The organism is Natronomonas gomsonensis (assembly GCF_013391635.1).
Lineage (GTDB): Archaea > Halobacteriota > Halobacteria > Halobacteriales > Haloarculaceae > Natronomonas > Natronomonas gomsonensis_A.
This window is the reverse complement of the sequence record NZ_JACAWU010000001.1, coordinates 155,395-175,255: the sequence shown is the minus strand read 5'-3', so window position 1 is coordinate 175,255 and position 19,861 is coordinate 155,395. Positions and strand designations below refer to the sequence as shown.

Annotated in this window: 17 protein-coding genes and 1 tRNA gene; 11 read left to right on the top strand and 7 right to left on the bottom strand. The window is 63.2% G+C overall.

The features are described 5' to 3' along the window. Nucleotides 1-96: 96 nt before the first annotated feature. Nucleotides 97-294: a hypothetical protein gene (locus HWX69_RS01070; protein ID WP_178915224.1), complete on the bottom strand. Its 198-nt coding sequence runs from the start codon at nt 292-294 to the stop codon at nt 97-99. A gap of 235 nt (nt 295-529) precedes the next feature. Then, complete coding sequence (locus HWX69_RS01065; protein ID WP_178915223.1) at nt 530-907, bottom strand: MarR family transcriptional regulator; 378 nt, start codon at nt 905-907, stop codon at nt 530-532. A 180-nt stretch (nt 908-1,087) separates the two neighbouring features. Here HWX69_RS01065 and HWX69_RS01060 point away from each other — a divergent pair, with 180 nt between their 5' ends. Next, nucleotides 1,088-2,137, top strand: a complete 1,050-nt coding sequence (locus tag HWX69_RS01060) for a tyrosine-type recombinase/integrase (protein ID WP_246286390.1) — start codon at nt 1,088-1,090, stop codon at nt 2,135-2,137. Nucleotides 2,138-2,399: 262 nt separating this feature from the next. Here the strand turns inward: HWX69_RS01060 and HWX69_RS01055 are convergent, their stop codons facing one another. Both HWX69_RS01055 and HWX69_RS01050 read right to left on the bottom strand, forming a co-directional pair. After that, the gene (locus HWX69_RS01055) at nt 2,400-2,687 is read right to left on the bottom strand and encodes a hypothetical protein (RefSeq protein ID WP_178915222.1); all 288 of its coding nucleotides are present in this window, start codon (nt 2,685-2,687) and stop codon (nt 2,400-2,402) included. Nucleotides 2,688-3,259: 572 nt separating this feature from the next. Then, on the bottom strand, nt 3,260-4,351 hold the full coding sequence (locus HWX69_RS01050) for an aminopeptidase (RefSeq protein ID WP_178915221.1): 1,092 nt from the start codon (nt 4,349-4,351) through the stop codon (nt 3,260-3,262). Between the two features lie 98 nt (nt 4,352-4,449). Here HWX69_RS01050 and HWX69_RS01045 point away from each other — a divergent pair, with 98 nt between their 5' ends. Beyond that, nucleotides 4,450-4,737 carry a DUF7562 family protein gene (locus HWX69_RS01045; protein ID WP_178915220.1) on the top strand — a complete coding sequence of 96 codons (288 nt, stop codon included), beginning with the start codon at nt 4,450-4,452 and terminating at the stop codon, nt 4,735-4,737. Here HWX69_RS01045 and HWX69_RS01040 read toward each other — a convergent pair. Continuing rightward, on the bottom strand, nt 4,734-5,936 hold the full coding sequence (locus HWX69_RS01040) for an outer membrane protein assembly factor BamB family protein (RefSeq protein WP_178915219.1): 1,203 nt from the start codon (nt 5,934-5,936) through the stop codon (nt 4,734-4,736). The two genes, HWX69_RS01045 and HWX69_RS01040, sit on opposite strands and share 4 nt — an antisense overlap. 102 nt (nt 5,937-6,038) lie before the next feature. On the opposite strand from HWX69_RS01040, the gene HWX69_RS01035 reads away from it, so the two are divergent. The 4 genes from HWX69_RS01035 (at nt 6,039) to HWX69_RS01020 (ending at nt 10,843) form a co-directional block, all read left to right on the top strand. Beyond that, on the top strand, nt 6,039-7,343 hold the full coding sequence (locus HWX69_RS01035) for an RNB domain-containing ribonuclease (RefSeq protein ID WP_178915218.1): 1,305 nt from the start codon (nt 6,039-6,041) through the stop codon (nt 7,341-7,343). Between the two features lie 87 nt (nt 7,344-7,430). Further along, on the top strand, nt 7,431-8,972 hold the full coding sequence (locus tag HWX69_RS01030) for a COG1361 family protein (RefSeq protein ID WP_178915217.1): 1,542 nt from the start codon (nt 7,431-7,433) through the stop codon (nt 8,970-8,972). Then, nucleotides 8,969-9,706: an ABC transporter ATP-binding protein gene (locus HWX69_RS01025; RefSeq protein WP_178915216.1), complete on the top strand. Its 738-nt coding sequence runs from the start codon at nt 8,969-8,971 to the stop codon at nt 9,704-9,706. Before HWX69_RS01030 ends, HWX69_RS01025 begins: the two co-directional genes overlap by 4 nt. Further along, nucleotides 9,707-10,843, top strand: coding sequence for an ABC transporter permease (locus HWX69_RS01020; protein ID WP_178915215.1), 1,137 nt, complete (start codon nt 9,707-9,709; stop codon nt 10,841-10,843). 92 nt (nt 10,844-10,935) lie between these two features. On the opposite strand, the gene HWX69_RS01015 is transcribed toward HWX69_RS01020, so the two are convergent. After that, nucleotides 10,936-11,403, bottom strand: a complete 468-nt coding sequence (locus tag HWX69_RS01015; RefSeq protein ID WP_178915214.1) for a pyridoxamine 5'-phosphate oxidase family protein — start codon at nt 11,401-11,403, stop codon at nt 10,936-10,938. A 119-nt stretch (nt 11,404-11,522) separates the two neighbouring features. Next, nucleotides 11,523-11,595: transfer RNA gene (locus HWX69_RS01010), tRNA-Asp, on the bottom strand. Nucleotides 11,596-12,085: 490 nt separating this feature from the next. Here HWX69_RS01010 and HWX69_RS01005 point away from each other — a divergent pair. The 5 genes from HWX69_RS01005 to rpoA2 are packed head-to-tail and all read left to right on the top strand — an operon-like array spanning nt 12,086 to nt 19,858. Then, nucleotides 12,086-12,313 carry a DNA-directed RNA polymerase subunit H gene (locus tag HWX69_RS01005; protein ID WP_156709874.1) on the top strand — a complete coding sequence of 76 codons (228 nt, stop codon included), beginning with the start codon at nt 12,086-12,088 and terminating at the stop codon, nt 12,311-12,313. Next, entirely contained in the window at nt 12,310-13,875 is a 1,566-nt protein-coding gene (locus HWX69_RS01000; protein ID WP_156709875.1) for a DNA-directed RNA polymerase subunit B'', read from the top strand. Before HWX69_RS01005 ends, HWX69_RS01000 begins: the two co-directional genes overlap by 4 nt. 1 nt (nt 13,876) lies before the next feature. Further along, nucleotides 13,877-15,703 (top strand): DNA-directed RNA polymerase subunit B, encoded by a 1,827-nt coding sequence (rpoB, locus tag HWX69_RS00995; RefSeq protein WP_178915213.1) that lies wholly within the window; start codon nt 13,877-13,879, stop codon nt 15,701-15,703. Beyond that, the gene (locus HWX69_RS00990; RefSeq protein WP_178915212.1) at nt 15,703-18,657 is read left to right on the top strand and encodes a DNA-directed RNA polymerase subunit A'; all 2,955 of its coding nucleotides are present in this window, start codon (nt 15,703-15,705) and stop codon (nt 18,655-18,657) included. The genes rpoB and HWX69_RS00990 overlap by 1 nt, the downstream gene beginning before the upstream one ends. Beyond that, nucleotides 18,650-19,858, top strand: a complete 1,209-nt coding sequence (gene rpoA2, locus HWX69_RS00985; RefSeq protein ID WP_178915211.1) for a DNA-directed RNA polymerase subunit A'' — start codon at nt 18,650-18,652, stop codon at nt 19,856-19,858. The genes HWX69_RS00990 and rpoA2 overlap by 8 nt, the downstream gene beginning before the upstream one ends. The last annotated feature ends 3 nt before the right edge of the window (nt 19,859-19,861 follow it).

Here is a 19,861-nt window from a genome sequence, read left to right as displayed (position 1 = left end):
GTATTGACCGCTGGGATTCCTGCCAATCAGCACACCTGCTCAAGGAGTTGTGATGAGTACATAGCGCAAGTCAGTCGAAGCAGGACTCGCCATCCTCTACTGGTTCTCGAAAAAAGACAAAGCAAGAGAACCCACTACCACGAACCCAAGACCGAGAAGGCCCAGTATCATAGTGTTTCCACCGGGTGGAGCTGAGTAATTGCTCTGTGCGCTGTAGTAGACCTGAACAACGAGCAGTAGAGAGATAATCATGAGCCACCGCCGTATGGAGAGTAGCGACGCTTCTGTATCCATGTTTGCAAATTTTTTGATTATTATATAAAACCTGTTAGTTAGGAACCAAAACTACTAATCAACAATATTAGGCATCGGGCGACGGATGCATACACTCTCTTTATCGAACTGTTCGACTCGGAAGTTGTTCTCCGTCGATCAGTACCCGATACGTGCCTTTTGTCTTGCACGATAACTAGTAACAATATTACTAATTCGGCAGTTCCTACATTCAGTTTGACAGGAACCTTTCGGGCTACTCTTCTGAATTATTTGGATCGGGATCTGTACTCTCGTCGTATATATCTGGATCACCAGATACAACGAAAGCTCCATCTCTCGTTATTTGATACTTCCCACGGTCAAGTTTTTCCACAAAACCGGCCGCTCGAAGCGTGTCTAGACGTTTTGATACAGTTTGACGCGTTACCTTAGTATTTTCTGCTATAATCGACGGGCTAAGGACGAGTCCCGTATACATCACAAACAGAATCTGAGCGTCTGCCCCAGTAAACCAGTCTGGAGGATCTCCACCAATCACCGGAGTAACGTCCCCAGAAAGATCAATATCGTAATGAAGATCTTCGGGATCATCAACTTCTATTTCATCTTCTCCATCTCCAGAATTGCTCATAACCACCGTTCCTGCTCGAACTTAATAATGGTATCCCGTTTGGGAAATCCATTATCGACCTTCTATCTATGGTTTACCTTTCTAAGTTTACTAATTAGGAAACCTTTATCGGCATGCGGGCTTACTGACTCGATATGGCTCCCGATGGCGCACCCGAAGGAATCGAATGGAGTTGGTTCGATGAGTGATCTCGACCCGATCTCTCCGGTCGAAGCCGTCGAGATGTATCACGACGCGATGCGTGATGAGCACGCTGAATCAACCCAAAAGAGTTCGAAACATCGACTGCGTGCGTTCCTCCAATTCTGTGATGAGAAAGGCATTGAAAACCTGAACGAACTCTCTGGAAGGAACCTCTACCAGTACCGAATGTGGCGGCGTGAGGGGCACGGCGACGACCGTGAACCCATCAAATTGGTCACTCTCAAAGGCCAACTCGCTACGGTTCGTCGATTCCTACGATTTGCCGCAGATATCGATGCTGTTCCTCCGGAACTCTACGAGCAAGTTACGCTACCTACGATGAAGAACGGTGAGGACGTTTCAGCGTCCACACTGGAACCGGCTCGCGCTATCGAGATTCTGGATTATCTTGAACGGGCACATCCCGCTTCACGCGATCATATCTCTCTGCTCCTGCTGTGGGAAACAGGTGCTCGAACCGGCGCAATTCGAGGGCTTGACCTTCGCGATCTCGACCTAGAAGGAACCCATCCGCGATTCTCGGGACCGGCAATCGAGTTCGTCCACCGTCCCAAATCGGGAACCCCTCTCAAGAACCAAGAGAAAGGAACTCGTTGGAATCGAATTAGCGATTCGACGGCACGATATCTCAAAGACTACATCGAGCTTCATCGTCCAGACGTGACTGATGACCACGGCCGAGAACCACTAATTGCTACCGAGTACGGGCGCGCGGCCGCGAACACATTTCGGACATCGCTCTATCGGGTAACTCGCCCCTGCTGGCGGGGGGAACCTTGCCCACATGACCGGGATGTTGACGAATGCGAAGCCACCCATCTCGATCACGCCAGTAAGTGCCCTTCCGCCCGTTCTCCCCACGACGTTCGCAGCGGTCGGGTCACCTACTACCGCCGAGAGGATGTCCCCCGCCGTGTTGTCAAAGACCGACTCAACGCGAGTAAGGATATTCTCGACCGCCATTATGACCGACGTTCTGACCGTGAACAGGCCGAACAGCGGAGCGACCACCTTCCTGATCTGTAAAGCCTATGAGCGCCAATCTCTACCGCCCGACAACCGAGACAGCCAAACCCCACCGTGCTCGTCATCTCCGAGCAACGCGAGGAGTGGCGACACCGGGGTTCGAACCCTGGAAGTCGCAGCGGCCGAGCAACGCGAGGCCGACCGTCTTCCTTCGGTGAGAATCCCACCGTGCTCGCTCTCCGTTCAGTCGTCACTCACGGGTTATGATTGGCGAAGCTTTCCGAGTGTAGAAGTTCAACTATTGACCAAAACGCCCGTTGAGTCAGTCCGTTTTGCCCGCCGTCTGTTTCATTTGATATCGCCCACCGATGATTGCCGTGAGGCCGACGGCCGAAAGCGAGAGGAAGGCAAGCCACGCGTAGTCGTACACTACGACCGGACACTGGGGGTTTACGTAGACCAGCTGTAACGTCGAATCTAGGTGGAGACCTTCTGGGCTGGAGACTCCACACGGGTGTCCTCCCGGCCAGAGTAGGCCGAACGCGTTTCCCCACCCAACCCACAGGACGGCGGCTCCAAACGCGATGAGGAGAACGTTCTGCGCCTTCACGTGTAACTTCAGTGTCTTGTACGAGTGTTAAATTCCTTCCGACGGTTCTCCGCCTGCCCATCGCGCGTGGTCGATTCCCGACGGTGACCACCTGACCACTCTCTTGACAGCCTCGCCCAACGCCAACTTCTAAACGCATATTTCACGATATTCGTCATAATCTTGCACGTATGTATTCAAAATAGCGTAATAGGTTATCTAGAGAAAAGATTTATTATCTCTCTCCGGATGTATGTAGATGTAATGTCCGCAAGTGTCCCACCGTACGTGGGGTCAGCAAGCTACGCACCGTGTCCCGAGTGCCGAGAAGGGGCCCTCACGTGGGACCCCGTCGAAGGAACGAGTACCTGTGGGGTGTGTGAAAACGCTCGGTGACCTCGACCGACCGCTCTCGCATCTGCCATTACCGCCGACGCCGCTTTGCGGCGTCACCCGTCGGCTCCGTGGGCCGACGGCTCCTGTCATAGATTCCGCCCTGCTCGGGCGGACGCCGTGGCGCTCTGTCCAACGCTGCGGCACTCGTTTTTGTACCCGAAACGTAGTGAAAAGCGACGCGGCCCGTTGTATCGGTTCTACTCCTCGAACCCGTCTTCGAACCGGAACGTCCCGTCGCGCTGGACGACTTCGCCGTCGACTTCGATGTAGGAGTCCTCGCTCATGTCGACTATCATGTCGACGTGGACGGCCGATTCGTTCTGCTCGTGGCCCTCGCCGACGGTGTCGGGGTAGGCGCGTCCGACCGCCATGTGGACGGTGTCGCCCATCTTCTCGTCGAACAGCATGTTGTAGGTGAATCGGTCGATGTCGCGGTTCATCCCGATGCCGAGTTCACCGAGTCGACTCGCGCCGGGGTCGGTTTCCAGTACCTCCGTCAGCAGGTCCTCGTTTTGGTCGGCGGCGTGTTCGACGACTTCGCCGTCCTCGAAGACGAGGTGGGCACCCGTAATCTCACGGCCCTGGTGGTACAGCGGCTTGTCGAACAGCACCTCGCCGTTGACGCTGTCGACGACGGGAGCGGTGAACACCTCGCCGCCGGGGAGGTTCTTCTCGGCGTAGTCGTTGATGGTCACCATCCCGTCGACGGACATCGTCACGTCGGTCGTGTCGCCGCTCACGATGTGGACCTCGTCTGCAGGGTCGAGAATCTCGACCATCCGCTGTTGGTGCTTTCGCTGGGCCTTCCAGTCTTTGTTCACGGCGTCCCAGACGAAGCCCTCGTAGGCCTCGGTGGACATCCCGGCGAGTTGGGCGCTGGCTTGGGAGGGGAACTGCGTGAGACACCAGCGGCTCGAGAGGGCGGCCTCCTGTACCGGCTGGTTCGCCCGCGAGCGGACGGCCTGCGTCTCGGGATCGACGTCGCTCGTCTCGGTGGCGTTTCGCTCCGCACGCACGCGAATGAGCACGTCGCTTTCCTCGTACAGCGCCTGGGTGTGAGTCGGCGTCTCGATGGCCTCGTCGTCGACGGCCTTCAGGTACGCCCGGTCGGCGCGGGCGTCGTTGGCGAGATACACCGGCGTCGCGTCCCGGTCGCCGACGACTTCGTGGAGGGCGACCGCGAGGTCCTCGGCGACGCTCGGCGCGCTGATGACGACGTTGTCGCCCGCCTGCACGTCCGTCGAGTGGTCGACGATAATCTCTGCGTGTTCGCGGATACGCGGGTCCATACCGAGGGTGTCGTCGCCCGGACCTATACGCTTTCTTTCTGGGAGGCGACCATGCCGGCGAAGCAACCGATAAGTTCCCCGCCGTGGTAGTGGGCTCCATGTGGCGCCGCCGGGACAACGAGGAGGTGACCTGCATCGCCTGCGGCGAGTCGGTTCCGCGCACTGAGGCCCGCGAGTACGACAAACACGGCGACCGCTGGGACCGCGAGGACAAGGCCTTCGAACACCTCTGTAAGCCCTGCTATCGCGAGTTGTGTCATCTCCCTCGGAGCGGTCTGGAGACGCTGTTAGAAGACATCGACACCGGCGGTCGCACGCGCGAGGAGTTCCTCGCCGAGTACGTCAAGTTGGTCGAGAGCGACCACGAAGCCGAATCCCGAGATTAATCCAGCGCGTACATCGTGTGGTCGTACAGCGAACTGCCCTTCACCTTCACACAACCGCCGGTGTACAGCGTGCCGTCCCGGAAGATGGGCGACCCGAAGGTGCCGGCGACGCCCGGCAGCTCGATACGCCACTGGGCGTCACCGCCGTCGGTCGAAAACGACGCCACCTCGTTGCCGCCGACGTGAACCATCCCGCCGCCCACGCCGATACCCGTCTTGGCGACGTGGTCGACCATCCCCGACCACTGGCCCTCGCCACTCGCCCGGTCGAGGGCGACGACCCGCCGCGGCGTCGTCGCGTACACCCGCTCGTCGTCGACTGCTGGTGTGGTGTTGACCCCTCGCTCGAAGGTCGCTTCCCACTGCTCGTCGCCGGTTCCGCTGACGGCGTACAGTCGGCCGGCGTCGGTGCCGACGTACACCGTTTCGCCGTCTGATTCGGGAGCCACACGCGGCCCCTTGTGTACCGCTCCTTCGAGGCTCTTCGACCACCGAAGCTCGCCGTCCCGACTCAACGCGAGCAGGCTACTGGTGTCGTCTTCCCGCGCTGTCGTCGCGACGTACACCGACTCACCGACTGCCGGCGTAGCGAACACGTCGGGCGCCGACAACGTTCGCGTCCACAGTTCCGCGCCCGTATCGAGGTCGCGTGCGGTCACCGCCGTCTCCTCGCCGTCGACCAGCGGGACGAACACGGTTCCGTCGGCGACGACCGGACTCGCCGAGACGGCGAGCGGTTCGCGCCACCGCTCGTCGCCGGTGGCGGCCTCCAGCGCCCGCAGCGACGCCGTGCCGCCGCGGTCGATGATGTTCTGTCGACCGACGATGTCGCGGGCCGACCCGACGACCGTTTCGTCGTCGATTGCGGCCGTGAAGCCGTGAGTCAATCCACCCATCTCGACCTGCCAGTCGACGGTGCCGTCGGAAAGCGAGACGGCGGTCAGTTTCGTCTCGCTGCCGACGTACAGTCGGTCGTCGTCGACACCCGGGGTCGACAGCGTGAACTGTCCCGGCAACTCCCGGGTCCACGTCGCCGACAGCGGTGCGTTCTCGAGCGTCCGGGCGGGCGTGCTGGTCGGCTCCAAGCCCGCCGTCGCGTCGACGGTTCCGGTCCTGTACCCCGCCGTACAGCCGGCGAGACCGGCCGCGGAGACGCCGGCGGCCGCGAGGAGGGCACGGCGCGAGAGGCGGCTATCCATGCCCATCACTTCGACTCCGCGGTCAAAAGTCCGCCGTTCGTTTCGGAGTCGCCCAGTCCCCCGTGCGACACGCCTAACTACTCGACCACACAACTCCTCGATATGACTGACCGCGACGAGCAGGCGTACGCCGGCACTGCGGAGGGGCAGGGCCCCGTCGTCATCGACGAGGAACTCGCCCGCCACCTCGCCAACAAGCGCGAGGAACTGTTCGAGGAGTTCGAGATTCGCGACGAGTTCCCCAACGAGGTCCTCGAAGAGGCCGAGGAACGCGCCAAGGACCCCGAGGGCGACATCGAGACGGAACTCGACGACCGCAAGGACCTCCGGGAGTTGACGACGTGGACGACCGACCCCGCCGACGCACAGGACTTCGACGACGCCATCTCCATCGAACGCACCGACGAGGGCTATCGCCTGTGGGTCCACATCGCCGACGTGACCCACTACGTCAACCCCGAGACGGCGATGTGGGAGGAGGCCCAGAAACGCGGTAACACCGTCTATCTGCCGGGGTACACCATGCACATGCTCCCGCCGATTCTGGCGGAGACGGTGTGTTCTCTGGTCCCCAACGAGGACCGCCTCGCTCACACCGTCGAGATGCACATCAATGGTGAGACGCTTTCGCACGAATCCATCGACATCTACAAGTCCGTCATCCACTCCGACGCCCGCCTGACCTACAACGAGTGTGAGGAGGCACTGGACGACGAGGGCCACGACCTCCACGAGAAGAACACGCTCGCCTACGAACTCGCAGAGCGACTCCACGAACAGCGGAAGGAAGACGGCTCGCTCGTGCTCAACCCCAAGCGGGACCGCGCCCACACCATCATCGAGGAGTGCATGCTAAAGGCCAACAAGGCCGTCACCCACACCCTCCAGTGGGACCGCGGCCTCGAAGCCATGTTCCGCGTCCACCCACAGCCGACGCCCGACGAGTGGGACGAGGCGCTCCGGGAGATTCAGGACCTCGAAGGCGTCTCGATTCCCGGCAACACCTGGGACGACCCCCGGAAGGCCGTCAACGCCACGCTCGAAGAGGCGCCGGGTCGGCAACTCAACAAGATTCAGTGGGCCGTGATGAAGGTGATGCCACGGGCGAAGTACATGTCCGACCCCTTCGGCGGCCACCACGCGCTGAACTTCGAGATTTACGGTCACTTCACCTCGCCCATCCGCCGCCTGTCGGACCTCGTGAACCACTGGATTATCTACACGAACGAGGTGCCGGAGGGAATCGCCGACCTCTGTGACCACGCTAGCGACAAACAGAAGGACGCCGAAACCTGCGAACGCCAGTACAAGAAGTTCCTCGAGGAGGTCGGCCTCGACCCCCACGCGGTGAACAACCGCGGCATCGAGGTCGTCGAAGACCCCGAGGACGCCGACTACACGGTCTGAAACGCGCTAACGACGCCGGTTCGAGTAGCGGCAATCGACCGGGGTTCGCGGCAGATACTTGCCTGCTCGTCCCCTTATTTAGGTATCGTGCGCCGTTTCATCGCCCTCCTCGTCGCCGTCGCGCTGGTACTCTCGCTTGCGCCACCGAGCGTCGGTGCCGTCCCCGACGCCCGACTGACGGTCTCCGACGTGACCGTCGCTCCCGACCGCCCGACCACAGACGAGCCGACGACCGTCTCCACGACGGTCGCGCTGTCTGCGGGGTCGACGAGCGCCGTCGAACTCGACGACGTGACGCTGCAAACCGACGACGGCGACCGCCTCGCCCGCGCGTCGAACCCCGGGTCGCTGTCGCCCGGCGATAGCCTGACCGTCGACCTCGTCGGCGAGTTCGACGAGGCCGGCAGACAGAATCTCACCGTCGTCGCTCGCGGGACCGACGCCGACGGCGACGACGTGACCATCCGCCGGCCCGTGACCGTCGTCGTCGAGGACTCACCGCCCGGCATCACCGTCGACGCCGACCTCGTCGAGGGCGTCACCTCGCCGGTCGTCGTCGAGTTGGGTAACCCCGGCGTCGACCCGGTCCGCAACGTCGAGGTGTCGGTGCTGAAGAACACCGCCGTCGCCGACCGCGCGTTCGTTCCGACGCTCGCCGCTGGCGGCGAAGAGACGCTGAACCTCACCGTGACGCCCGATGGTGACCGCCAGGAAATCGCGGTTCGAGTCTCCTACACCACCGCCACCGGCGACCGACAGACGACGTTCCGCAGGGAGACCCTCCGCGTCGACCCGCTCGAAGACGATGTCGGAATCGACGTTCGCCCGGTCCGAGAGCAACAGGCCGACGTACAGGCCGGCGGCGACCTCGGAAGCCTCCTCGGCGGTGCCGGTGGCGGCGGGAGCGCCGGCGGCAACCTCCAGCAGGACGACGCCGAGGGCGAGACGCCCGGCCAAGTCGAAGTCGCGGTCACCAACTTCGGCAACGCGCCGATTACCGAGGCCGTCGTCGAACCCGCAGGCGAGGAACCGCTCGCCCGACAGTTCGTCGGCGACCTCGCACCCGGCGAGACGGGGACCGTGACCGTCGACCTCTCGGAGGCCTCCGGCGGCGACATCGACGTGGCCGTCAACTACCGACTCGACCGCGAACAGCGGCAAACCCGGACGACCTACGAGTACCGCCCCGAGACGGCCGCTATTACCGTCACCGGTGTCGACATGCAGCAGGACGGCGACCGACTCGTGATCACGGGCAACGCGGGCAACACCGGCGAGGCGTCTGTTTCCGGCGTCGTCGTCTCGGTCGGCGAGACCGACTCCGTCACCCCCGCCTATCCCCAGCGCGATTACTTCGTCGGCACCGTCGACGGCAGCGAGTTCGCCCCCTTCGAACTCACCGCGCGCGCCGACGACAACGCCACGACCGTCCCCGTCGAGGTGACCTACCGCGTCGACGGCGAGGCGTTCACCGAACGCTACGAGTTCCCGGTCGAACGCTCAGAGGATGCCGATAACGGCGGCGTTTTCGGGTCGCTGTGGCCGTTCTCGCTGGACATCGCGGGCGTCGGCATCTCGGTCGCCCTCGGCGCCGCCGCCCTCGTCCCACTGTACCGCTGGCGACGATGAACGGTGACGTGTCGCCGCCCCCGGCGGAGCGAACGGCGGCCGAAGAGCGGGCCGACCGCGACGGCGAGTCGCCACCGCTGCAACTCATCGGAGTGACTCGGGAGTACGACGGTGGTGGCGAAACCGTCCGGGCGCTGATAGACGTGGATTTGACCGTCGAGGCCGGCGAGTTCGTCGCGGTCATGGGCCCCTCCGGTTCGGGAAAGTCGACGATGCTGAACACGCTCGGCCTGCTCGATACGCCCACCAGCGGTGAGGTGTTGCTCGACGGCCGCGACGTGACGACGCTGGACGACGAGGCCCGAACCGACCTCCGCAAGGAGTACATCGGCTTCGTGTTTCAGGACTTCTTCCTCATCCCGACGCTGACAGCCACCGAGAACGTCAGCCTGCCGACGGTGTACGACCGCGACCGCGACGCGACGGCCCGCGCCGAGGACTTACTGGACCGCGTCGGCCTCGGTGACCGTCTCGACCACCGCCCACCCGAACTCTCGGGTGGCCAGAAACAGCGCGTCGCCATCGCACGGGCGCTCATCAATCGACCCGAGGTGCTGTTGGCCGACGAACCGACCGGCAATCTCGACACCGACACCGGACGGCAGGTCCTCGGCGAGTTCGAGCGCATCTGCGAGCAGGGCGTCGCCGTCGTCGCCGTCACCCACGACGAACTCGTCACCGAGTACGCCGACCGGACGGTCGAACTCATCGACGGGCGACTGGAGGAACAATAGATGCGCCCCGGCGATTTCCCGGCGGTCGTGATGGCGACGCGAAACCTCCGGCGGAACAAACTCCGGTCGGTGCTGGCGGCGCTCGGCATCGTCATCGGCGTCCTCGCCATCGCCACGCTCGGCATCTTCGGCAACGTCCTCCAACTCGCGGCGCTCGAATCGCTGGGGGGTCTCGGCGACCAGGTCATCGTCTCCCCGAACCAGGACGCCGGCGGCGAGTCGCTCACTGCCCGCGATATCACCGAAATCCAGCGTGTCTCGGAGGGCCGCGGTACGGTCGTCCCGCTGCGGAGCGACGGCGCCGTCGTCTCCGGCACCGGGGGGTCGAGTAGCTTTGCGACCATCTACGGCACCGACCGGCCGGCGGCGCTATTCAGCGCCGAAGCCGGGACCGTCCCCGAGCGCCACAGACAGGGCGCACTCGTCGGCAGTTCGCTGGCCGAGGAACTGGGCATCCAGGTCGGCAGTCTCGTCGAAATCGCGGGCAACGACTATCGGGTCATCGCCGTCCTCGCACCGGGCGAGGACATCTCGCCCATTCAATCCGACAGCGCCGTCGTCCTCCCGGAGAGCGCGTTCGTCCCCGGCGACTACGACCAGGTCGTCGTGCAGGCGAACTCCGGCGAAGACGCCCGGGCCATCGCCGAAGGTGTCCGTGACCGACTCAACGTCCGCGAACAGCGCGTCTCAGTGTTCGAGTTGTCGAGCATCCTCGACCAAATCGAGGAGTTCCTCGGCCTCCTGAACCAGTTCCTCATCGGTCTTGGCGCCGTCTCGCTCGTCGTCGCCGGCGTCGCTATCTTCAACGTGATGCTGATGAGCACGACCGAGCGGAAGGGCGAAATTGGCCTGCTCCGTGCGGTCGGCGTCCAGAAACGGGACATCCTCCGGACGCTCGTCGTCGAGGCGACCCTACTCGGCATCCTGGGTGGGTTCGTCGGCGTGCTCTTGAGCATCGGCGCGGCGCTGCTGTTGTGGTACGTCTCGCCAATCGCTCTCGACATCATCCTCGATCCCTCGAACGGCGTCTACCTGCTCGTCGCTTTCGTCTTCGGCGTCGCCGTCAGCCTCGCGAGCGGGCTGTATCCGGCCTGGAAGGCCGCCAACCTCGAACCCGTCGATGCACTCCGGGACTGAGAGTCAGTGACCGAACCACCCGAAGGACATCGACTGGCGGCTCACAAAGGCCATCGACCTCTGGTTCTGTGGCGAATCGAGCTCGAGGTTCATCACGGGCCGTCGTCGGTCTGAGCCGCGTCGGCCATTCGGTCGGTGAAATCCCACGTGTACAATTTCTCCGGCGTGATGCGAAGTGCGACCTCCTCACGGTCGTCGTCGAGCAGTCGGTCGGCCAGCGAGTTGTCGGTGCCACCGAGATACCGTTCCAACAGCTCTCGTAGAAGCGTCTTCCCCTCGTCGGCTTCGATGCTGACGGTTCCCGACCCCCTGACGCCGCGATACGGCGGCTCGTTGTCCGAGACCTCGAAGGCCACGCCGGCGTCGGCTTCGAGATACCGAACCACGTCAGCGTCGGCGCCGGTTGCACAGAGGAACTCGCCGTCGTGGTAGACGTACCACAGTGAGAGCATCCACAGCCCTCCCGAGGGCGTCCGGCAGGCGAGTCGAATCGGGACGGTCGATTCACGGAGGTACGCGGTGGCTGCCGACTCAGACCACGCACCCTTCCAAGCAGGCATACCTCAACTTACGGGCGAATGAGGTAATTAGTTGCTGCCGGAACTCGCGTTGCTCGTGAGCTTGGAAGACATACGAAATAGGATAAGCGGGACGCTTGTGAGGTAGCGTCGTCAAAAAGCGCCCGAGGCGGGATTTGAACCCGCGTCACGACCGTGACAGGGTCGTATGATGGGCCACTACACCACCCGGGCCTGACGCATCTCATCGTAACCGGGTTTGTACCTTAAGGCTTTCCAATGGAGGGCGGCCCGGTGGGGTGTGACACACCACGAATCAGGTGGCTGGAAAGCCACCGTAGCCGACGGTCGGCCGAGAGGCGACCGTCGGTGTTCGATTCGAAGAACAGACCCTCGGGCGGGTAGCATCCGCGAGCGCCGCAGGCGCGAAGCGGTTCACGCCGCGCGAACGGAGTGAGCGCGGCGGCAAGGCGGGTGACCATCGGGAACCCGCCGCCGCTTTTTCATCGAAGTTTTTGCCGGCGCGCGGAGCGCGCCGTGCAAAAAGTTCGCGGGGAAGAACTTTTTATACTGCCCTCCGTAGGGGATGCAACGAGCAGTCGCGTGCCGCAGCAAGGGCGGCACGAATAGCCACCGCCGTCCGATTTGACAACTGTTAAATCCCTGCCGCCAGTAGCACGCTGTAGTATCTCGTGACAGCTTCTTCACCCGGTCAGCCCAACACATGGTAGACGTAAGCCAACACAATCTGGTTCCGGAGCATTCGGTCCTCGAAGAGGACGAAGTCGAGGAAATGCTCACGGAGTACGACATCGAGCGCACAGACCTGCCGAAAATACAGCGTCGCGACCCCGGACTCCCCGAGGAGGCGGAGGTCGGCGACGTCATCGAAATCGTCCGCGACTCCCGGACGACGGACCGAGCAGTCGTGTATCGACTGGTGGTAGAATGAACCGGGAGGACCGACGCGCCGTCTCTCGGGAGTACTTCTCTCGGGATCGACTCGCCGAGCACCACTTCCGGTCGTTCAACAACTTCCTCGACCGCGGCATGCAGGACGTCGTCGACGAAAAGGAGAACATCGACACCGACATCGGCGACAAGGAGGGCCAAGAGCCGGTTCGCGTCGACCTCGGCAACGTCCGCATCCTGACGCCGCGCGTCCGTGAGGCCGACGGCTCCGAGGAACTGCTGTATCCGCAGGAGGCTCGCCTCCGGAACATCACCTACTCGGCGCCGGTGTTCATGGAGATGAGCATCGTCCGCGGCGGCGAGGAGGAGGAAGAACACATCGTCGACCAGGCGGAGACGAAGGTCGGCCGGATGCCGATTATGGTCGGCTCCGACAAGTGTAACATCGCGGGCTTCACCCGCGACGAACTCATCGAAATCGGCGAGGACCCCGCCGACCCCGGTGGGTACTTCATCGTCAACGGCTCCGAGCGCGTGCTGATGACGAGCGAGGACCTCGCGCCGAACAAGATTCTCGCCGAGTACGACACGAAGTACGGCGACGAGATTCAAATCGCCAAGACGTTCAGCCAACGCCGCGGCTACCGCGCGCTCGTGCTGTGTGAGCGGAACCGAAGCGGCATTCTCGAGGTGTCGTTCCCCTCGGTTTCGGGCTCTATCAACTTCGTAACGCTGGTTCGAGCTCTCGGGCTGGAGTCCGACGAGGAAATCGTCCACCGCGTCAGCGACGACCCCGAAATCGTGAAGTTCATGCTGGAGAACCTGGAGGCCGCGGAGGTCCAATCGACCGCCGAGGCCATCGAGCAGTTGGGTCAGCGTGTCGCCTCGGGCCAGGGGAAGAACTACCAGCTGAAGCGTGCGAACTACGTCATCGACCGCTATCTCCTGCCGCACCTCCACGAGGAGGGCGTCGAGGACGAGGAGACGCGGATGAACAAGGCGGTGTACCTCTGTCGGATGGCCGAGGCCTGTTTCGAACTCGCCCTCGAACGCCGGGAATCCGACGACAAGGACCACTACGCCAACAAGCGGCTGAAGGTCTCCGGCGACCTGATGAAGGACCTGTTCCGGACGGCACTGAACAAGCTCTCCCGGGACGTGAAGTACCAGCTCGAACGGGCGAACATGCGGAACCGACAGTTGTCGGTCAACACGGTCGTCCGCTCGGACGTGCTGACCGAGCGGCTCGAACACCCCATCGCGACGGGCAACTGGGTGGGCGGCCGCTCGGGCGTGAGCCAGTTGGTCGACCGGACCGACTACATGGGTGTGCTGTCCCACCTCCGTCGGCTTCGCTCGCCGCTCAGCCGTTCGCAGCCGCACTTCGAGGCGCGTGACCTCCACGCGACCCAGTGGGGTCGCATCTGTCCCTCCGAGACGCCGGAGGGGCCGAACTGTGGGCTGGTGAAGAACTTCGCACAGGCGATGGAACTGTCCCAGAACGTCGACGACGAGCGCGGACTGAAGCGCGAACTCGCGTCGATGGGCGTCGAGGGCATTCCGGGAATCGAGACGGTCGAAACACACACGGCGGACGACTAACATGAGCCAGGGACGAGACGCAAAAGTGTACGTAAACGGGAGCCTCATCGGCACCCATCCGGACCCGCATAAACTCGCAAACGACATCCGCGAATCCCGACGACGCGGCGAAATCGACGAGATGGTGAACGTCGCGGTGCGGGAACGCACCGGCGAGGTCATCGTCAACGCCGACGCCGGCCGCGCACGCCGGCCCCTCATCGTCGTCGAAGACGGCGAACCGCTGCTCGGTGACGAGGAAATCGAGGCCGTCGAGGCGGACGAACTCCAGTTCGAGGAGCTCGTCGACCGCGGCTACATCGAGTTCATCGACGCCGAGGAGGAGGAGGACATCTTCGTCGCCGTCGACGAAGACGACCTCACCGAGGACCACACCCACCTCGAAGTCGACCCGCAGCTGATGTTCGGCATCGGTGCGGGGATGATTCCGTACCCCGAACACAACGCCTCACCGCGGATTACGATGGGATCGGGGATGATCAAGCAGTCGCTGGGGCTGCCGTCGGCCAACTACCGAATCCGGCCCGACACGCGCCAGCACCTGCTGCACTACCCCCAGCTATCCATCGTCAAGACCCAGACGACCGAACAAATCGGCTACGACGACCGCCCGGCAGCACAGAACTTCGTCGTCGCGGTCATGTCGTATGAAGGGTTCAACATCGAGGACGCACTCGTGATGAACAAGGCGAGCGTCGAGCGCGCACTCGCCCGCTCGCACTTCTTCCGGACCTACGAGGGCGAGGAACGCCGCTACCCCGGCGGTCAGGAGGACCGATTCGAGATTCCCGACGACGAGGTTCGGGGCGCACGCGGCGAAGAGGCCTACACCCACCTCGACGAGGACGGACTGGTCAACCCCGAAACGGACGTCGGCGAAAACGACGTGCTGCTCGGGAAGACCTCGCCGCCGCGGTTCCTCGAGGAACCGGACGACATGGGCGGGCTCTCCCCCCAGAAGCGCCGGGAGACCAGCGTGACGATGCGCTCCGGTGAATCCGGCGTCGTCGACACGGTGACGCTGATGGAGGGCGAGGACGGCTCGAAACTGTCGAAAGTGAAGGTGCGTGACGAACGCGTTCCCGAACTCGGCGACAAGTTCGCGTCCCGACACGGCCAGAAGGGCGTCGTCGGCCACCTCGCACCACAGGAGGACATGCCGTTCACACAGGACGGCCTCGTGCCGGACCTCATCGTCAACCCCCACGCCCTGCCGTCGCGGATGACGGTCGGGCACATTCTGGAGATGCTCGGCGGGAAGGTCGGGTCGCTCGAGGGACGCCGCGTCGACGGGACGCCGTTCCAGGGCGAAAACGAGGACGAACTCCGCGGTGCGCTCGTCGACCGCGGCTTCAAATCCAACGGCAAGGAGGTGATGTACTCCGGCGTCACCGGTGAACGCATCGATGCCGAAATCTTCGTCGGCGTCATCTTCTATCAGAAGCTCTACCACATGGTGTCGAACAAACTGCACGCCCGCTCGCGCGGGCCGGTGCAGGTGTTGACGCGCCAGCCGACGGAGGGGCGTGCCCGTGAGGGTGGCCTCCGTATCGGTGAGATGGAACGGGACGTGTTCATCGGACACGGCGCGGCCATGACGCTGAAGGAACGACTGCTCGACGAGTCCGACCGCGAGTGGATTCACGTCTGCGGGCAGTGTGGGATGAGCGCCGTCGAGAACGTCGAGCAACGTCGCGTGTACTGTCCGAACTGTGACGAGGAGACGGACGTCCACGAGGTCGAGATGAGTTACGCGTTCAAGCTCCTACTCGACGAGATGAAAGCGCTCGGTATCGCTCCGCGAATCGAACTGGAGGATGCAGTATAATGGAGGGACACGCACCTAAAGAGATCGGGTCGCTCAGTTTCGGACTGATGGACCCCGAGGAGTATCGGGACATGTCGGCCACCAAAGTGATTACGGCCGACACGTACGACGACGACGGCTTCCCAATCGACATGGGGCTGATGGACCCCCGGCTCGGGGTCATCGACCCCGGACTGGAGTGTAAGACCTGCGGGAAGCACTCGGGTTCGTGTAACGGCCACTTCGGCCACATCGAACTCGCGGCGCCGGTCATTCACGTCGGCTTCGCGAAACTCATCCGTCGACTCCTGCGTGGGACCTGTCGTGAATGCTCGCGACTCTGTCTCACCGAGGACGAACAGGCCGAGTTCCGCGACCGACTCGACCGGACGCGACAGCTCGGCGAGGACCTCAACGACGTGACGAAGGCGGCCATCCGCCTCGCACGGAAGAAGGACCGCTGTCCGCACTGCGGCGAGAAGCAGTTCGACATCAACCACGAGAAGCCGACGACGTACTACGAGGTCCAGCAGGTGCTGTCCTCGGAGTACCCCGAGCGCATCGCCGCCGCGATGGAGGGGCGAGACCCCGACGCCGAGGAGGGCGAGGAAGACGCCGACCGCGAACCCATCGGTCCGAACGAACTATCCGAGGAGACGGGCATCGACCTCGAACGAATCAACCAGATTCTTTCCGGGGAGTTCCGACCGAAGAAGGACGACCGGAAGGCCTTAGAGAAGGCGCTCTCCGTCGACCTCACCGAAGAGGACATGAACAAACTGATGCCCTCGGACATCCGCGACTGGTTCGAGGACATCCCCGACGAGGACATGGAGACGCTCGGCATCTCCTCGGAGAAGTCCCGGCCGGAGTGGATGATTCTGACCGTGCTGCCGGTGCCGCCGGTGACCGCACGCCCCTCGATTACGCTGGACAACGGCCAGCGCAGCGAGGACGACCTCACGCACAAACTGGTCGACATCATCCGCATCAACCAGCGGTTCATGGAGAACCGCGAGGCCGGTGCGCCGCAACTCATCATCGAGGACCTCTGGGAGTTGCTCCAGTACCACGTCACGACGTTCATGGACAACGAGATTTCGGGGACACCGCCGGCCCGACACCGCTCGGGGCGGCCCCTGAAGACCCTCTCCCAGCGACTGAAGGGCAAGGAGGGTCGCTTCCGTGGCTCGCTGTCCGGCAAGCGAGTGAACTTCTCGGCCCGAACCGTCATCTCGCCGGACCCGACGCTCAGCCTCAACGAGGTCGGCGTTCCCGACCGGGTCGCAAGCGAGATGACCCAGACGATGAACGTCAACGACCGGAACATCGAGGACGCCCGGCGCTACGTCGCTAACGGCCCCGAGGCCCATCCCGGTGCGAACTACGTCAAGCGGCCCGACGGCCGCCGACTGAAGGTGACCGAGAAGAACTGCGAGGAACTCGCAGAGAAAGTCGAGGTCGGCTGGGAGGTCGCCCGACACCTCATCGACGGCGACATCGTCATCTTCAACCGCCAGCCGTCGCTGCACCGGATGTCCATCATGGCCCACGAAGTGGTCGTGATGCCGTACAAGACGTTCCGCCTGAACACCGTCGTCTGTCCGCCATACAACGCCGACTTCGACGGCGACGAGATGAACATGCACGCCCTCCAGAACGAGGAGGCCCGTGCGGAGGCCCGCGTCCTCATGCGCGTCCAAGAGCAGATTCTCAGCCCCCGCTTCGGCGAGAATATCATCGGCGCGATTCAGGACCACATCAGCGGGACGTACCTGCTGACTCACGAGAACCCGCAGTTCAACGAGACGCAGGCGCTCGACTTGCTCCGTGCCACGTCCATCGACGAACTGCCCGAAGCGGACGGCACCGACGAGGAGGGCAAGGAGTACTGGACCGGTCGAACGGTGTTCTCGGAGTTGCTGCCCGAGGGTCTGAGCCTCGAGTTCACCTCCTCGGCCGGCGACACGGTCGTAATCGAGGAAGGCGAACTCGTCTCGGGGACCATCGACGAGGACGCAGTCGGCGCCTTCGGCGGCGAGGTCGTCGACACCATCTGTAAGGTGTACGGCAACACCCGCGCCCGCGTGTTCGTCAACGAAGTTGCGACGCTGGCGATGCGTGCCATCATGCACTTCGGGTTCTCCATCGGTATCGACGACGAGTCCATCGAGCGGGAGGCCGAAGAGCAGATCGCCGAAGCCATCGACAACGCCTACGAGCGCGTCCAGAAACTCATCGACACCTACCGGTCGGGCGAACTCGAATCGCTGCCGGGCCGGACCGTCGACGAGACGCTGGAGATGAAAATCATGCAGACGCTCGGGAAGGCCCGTGACTCCGCCGGTGACATCGCCGACGACCACTTCGGCGACGACAACCCCGCGGTCGTCATGGCCCAGTCCGGTGCGCGTGGGTCGATGCTGAACCTCACGCAGATGGCCGGCTGTGTCGGCCAGCAGGCCGTTCGCGGCGAGCGAATCAACCGCGGCTACGAGGACCGAACGCTGAGCCACTTCCAGCGGAACGACCTCTCGGCCGACGCCCACGGCTTCGTCGAGAACTCCTACCGCAACGGCCTGACGCCGCGTGAGTTCTTCTTCCACGCGATGGGCGGCCGCGAGGGACTGGTCGACACGGCCGTCCGAACGTCGAAGTCCGGTTACCTCCAGCGCCGACTCATCAACGCGCTGTCGGAGCTGGAAGCACAGTACGACGGCACGGTTCGGGACACCTCCGACACCATCGTCCAGTTCGAGTTCGGCGAGGACGGCACCTCGCCGGTTCGGGTGTCCTCCAACGAGAAGTTCGACATCGACGTCGAGTCCATCGCCGACCGCATCGTCGAAGAGGAGTTCGACACCGAACAGGCACGCGAGGAGTTCCTCGGGCTGCAGGAACCGACGACGAACCTCTCCGAACACGGGGAGTCGTGGCGAACCGCCTCGGGAACGGAGGTGGAATCCGATGACTGAGATCACCGACGACATCGAGGCCGTCGTCGAGGACACTGACCTGCCGCGACGGCTGAAAGACGAGGTGTACGAGACCGTCGAGGCCCGCGAGGGTGTGACGGCCGAACAGGTCGAGAGCATCACCCAAGCCGTCGAGTCCCAGTACCTCGATACGCGTATCGACCCGCTGGACCCCGTCGGAACCGTTTCGGCACAGTCCATCGGCGAACCCGGGACGCAGATGACGATGAACACGTTTCACTACGCGGGCGTCGCGGAAATCGACGTGACACAGGGGCTGCCCCGACTCATCGAGCTGGTGGACGCCCGGAAGACGCCCGACACGCCGATGATGACGGTGCACCTCGACGGCGAGTACGCCGAGGACCGCGAGAAGGCCCACGAGGTCGTCTGGCAAATCGAGGCGACGCGCATCCTCGCGCTGGGTGACATCTCGACGAACGTCGCGGACATGCTCGTCCGTATCGACCTCAACGAGGAGACGCTGGAGGAGCGGTGGCCGACCGTCGAGAGCCTCGACGAGGTGGCCGGCGAAATCGCCGACACCATCGATTCGAAACTCGGCGTCGAGACGGTCCAGCCCGAACCGACCGTCATCGAGTTCGGCCCCGACCAGCCCTCCTACCGGGAGTTGCTCCAGTTGGTCGAAGAGCTTCGTGAAGTCGTCTTCAAGGGCATCGACGAAATCAGCCGCGTCGTCATCCGGAAAGAGGAACTCGAAGACGGCGAGGAGTTCGTCCTCTACACCGAGGGGTCGTCGTTCGGCGACGTTCTCGACATCGAGGGCGTCGACGCCTCTCGGACGACGTGTAACAACATCCACGAAATCAACCGCAACCTCGGCATCGAGGCGGCCCGTGAGGCCATCATCGAGGAGACGATGAACACGCTCGAAGAGCAGGGGCTCGACGACGTGAACATCCGGCACCTGATGTTGGTCGCCGACATCATGACCAACAACGGTGAAATCGAGTCCATCGGCCGACACGGGATCTCCGGCAACAAGGACTCGGTGTTGGCGCGTGCGGCCTTCGAGGTCACGGTCAACCACCTGCTCGATGCGGCGATTCACGGCGAGGTCGACGCCCTCGACGGGGTCACGGAGAACGTCATCGTCGGCAAACCCATCAAACTGGGCACCGGTGACGTGGACCTCCGGATGGGCGCAAAGCAGACCGGCGGCAAATCCGCCGACGACTAATTC

Excerpts from the sequence above, each read along its gene's own strand:
- HWX69_RS01070 (WP_178915224.1), bottom strand. The coding sequence starts at position 294 with ATGGATACAGAAGCGTCGCTACTCTCCATACGGCGGTGGCTCATGATT.
- HWX69_RS01065 (WP_178915223.1), bottom strand. The coding sequence starts at position 907 with ATGAGCAATTCTGGAGATGGAGAAGATGAAATAGAAGTTGATGATCCC.
- HWX69_RS01060 (WP_246286390.1), top strand. The coding sequence starts at position 1,088 with ATGAGTGATCTCGACCCGATCTCTCCGGTCGAAGCCGTCGAGATGTAT.
- HWX69_RS01050 (WP_178915221.1), bottom strand. The coding sequence starts at position 4,351 with ATGGACCCGCGTATCCGCGAACACGCAGAGATTATCGTCGACCACTCG.
- HWX69_RS01045 (WP_178915220.1), top strand. The coding sequence starts at position 4,450 with ATGTGGCGCCGCCGGGACAACGAGGAGGTGACCTGCATCGCCTGCGGC.
- HWX69_RS01040 (WP_178915219.1), bottom strand. The coding sequence starts at position 5,936 with ATGGATAGCCGCCTCTCGCGCCGTGCCCTCCTCGCGGCCGCCGGCGTC.
- HWX69_RS01035 (WP_178915218.1), top strand. The coding sequence starts at position 6,039 with ATGACTGACCGCGACGAGCAGGCGTACGCCGGCACTGCGGAGGGGCAG.
- HWX69_RS01025 (WP_178915216.1), top strand. The coding sequence starts at position 8,969 with ATGAACGGTGACGTGTCGCCGCCCCCGGCGGAGCGAACGGCGGCCGAA.
- HWX69_RS01020 (WP_178915215.1), top strand. The coding sequence starts at position 9,707 with ATGCGCCCCGGCGATTTCCCGGCGGTCGTGATGGCGACGCGAAACCTC.
- HWX69_RS01015 (WP_178915214.1), bottom strand. The coding sequence starts at position 11,403 with ATGCCTGCTTGGAAGGGTGCGTGGTCTGAGTCGGCAGCCACCGCGTAC.
- HWX69_RS01005 (WP_156709874.1), top strand. The coding sequence starts at position 12,086 with ATGGTAGACGTAAGCCAACACAATCTGGTTCCGGAGCATTCGGTCCTC.
- HWX69_RS01000 (WP_156709875.1), top strand. The coding sequence starts at position 12,310 with ATGAACCGGGAGGACCGACGCGCCGTCTCTCGGGAGTACTTCTCTCGG.
- rpoB (WP_178915213.1), top strand. The coding sequence starts at position 13,877 with ATGAGCCAGGGACGAGACGCAAAAGTGTACGTAAACGGGAGCCTCATC.
- HWX69_RS00990 (WP_178915212.1), top strand. The coding sequence starts at position 15,703 with ATGGAGGGACACGCACCTAAAGAGATCGGGTCGCTCAGTTTCGGACTG.
- rpoA2 (WP_178915211.1), top strand. The coding sequence starts at position 18,650 with ATGACTGAGATCACCGACGACATCGAGGCCGTCGTCGAGGACACTGAC.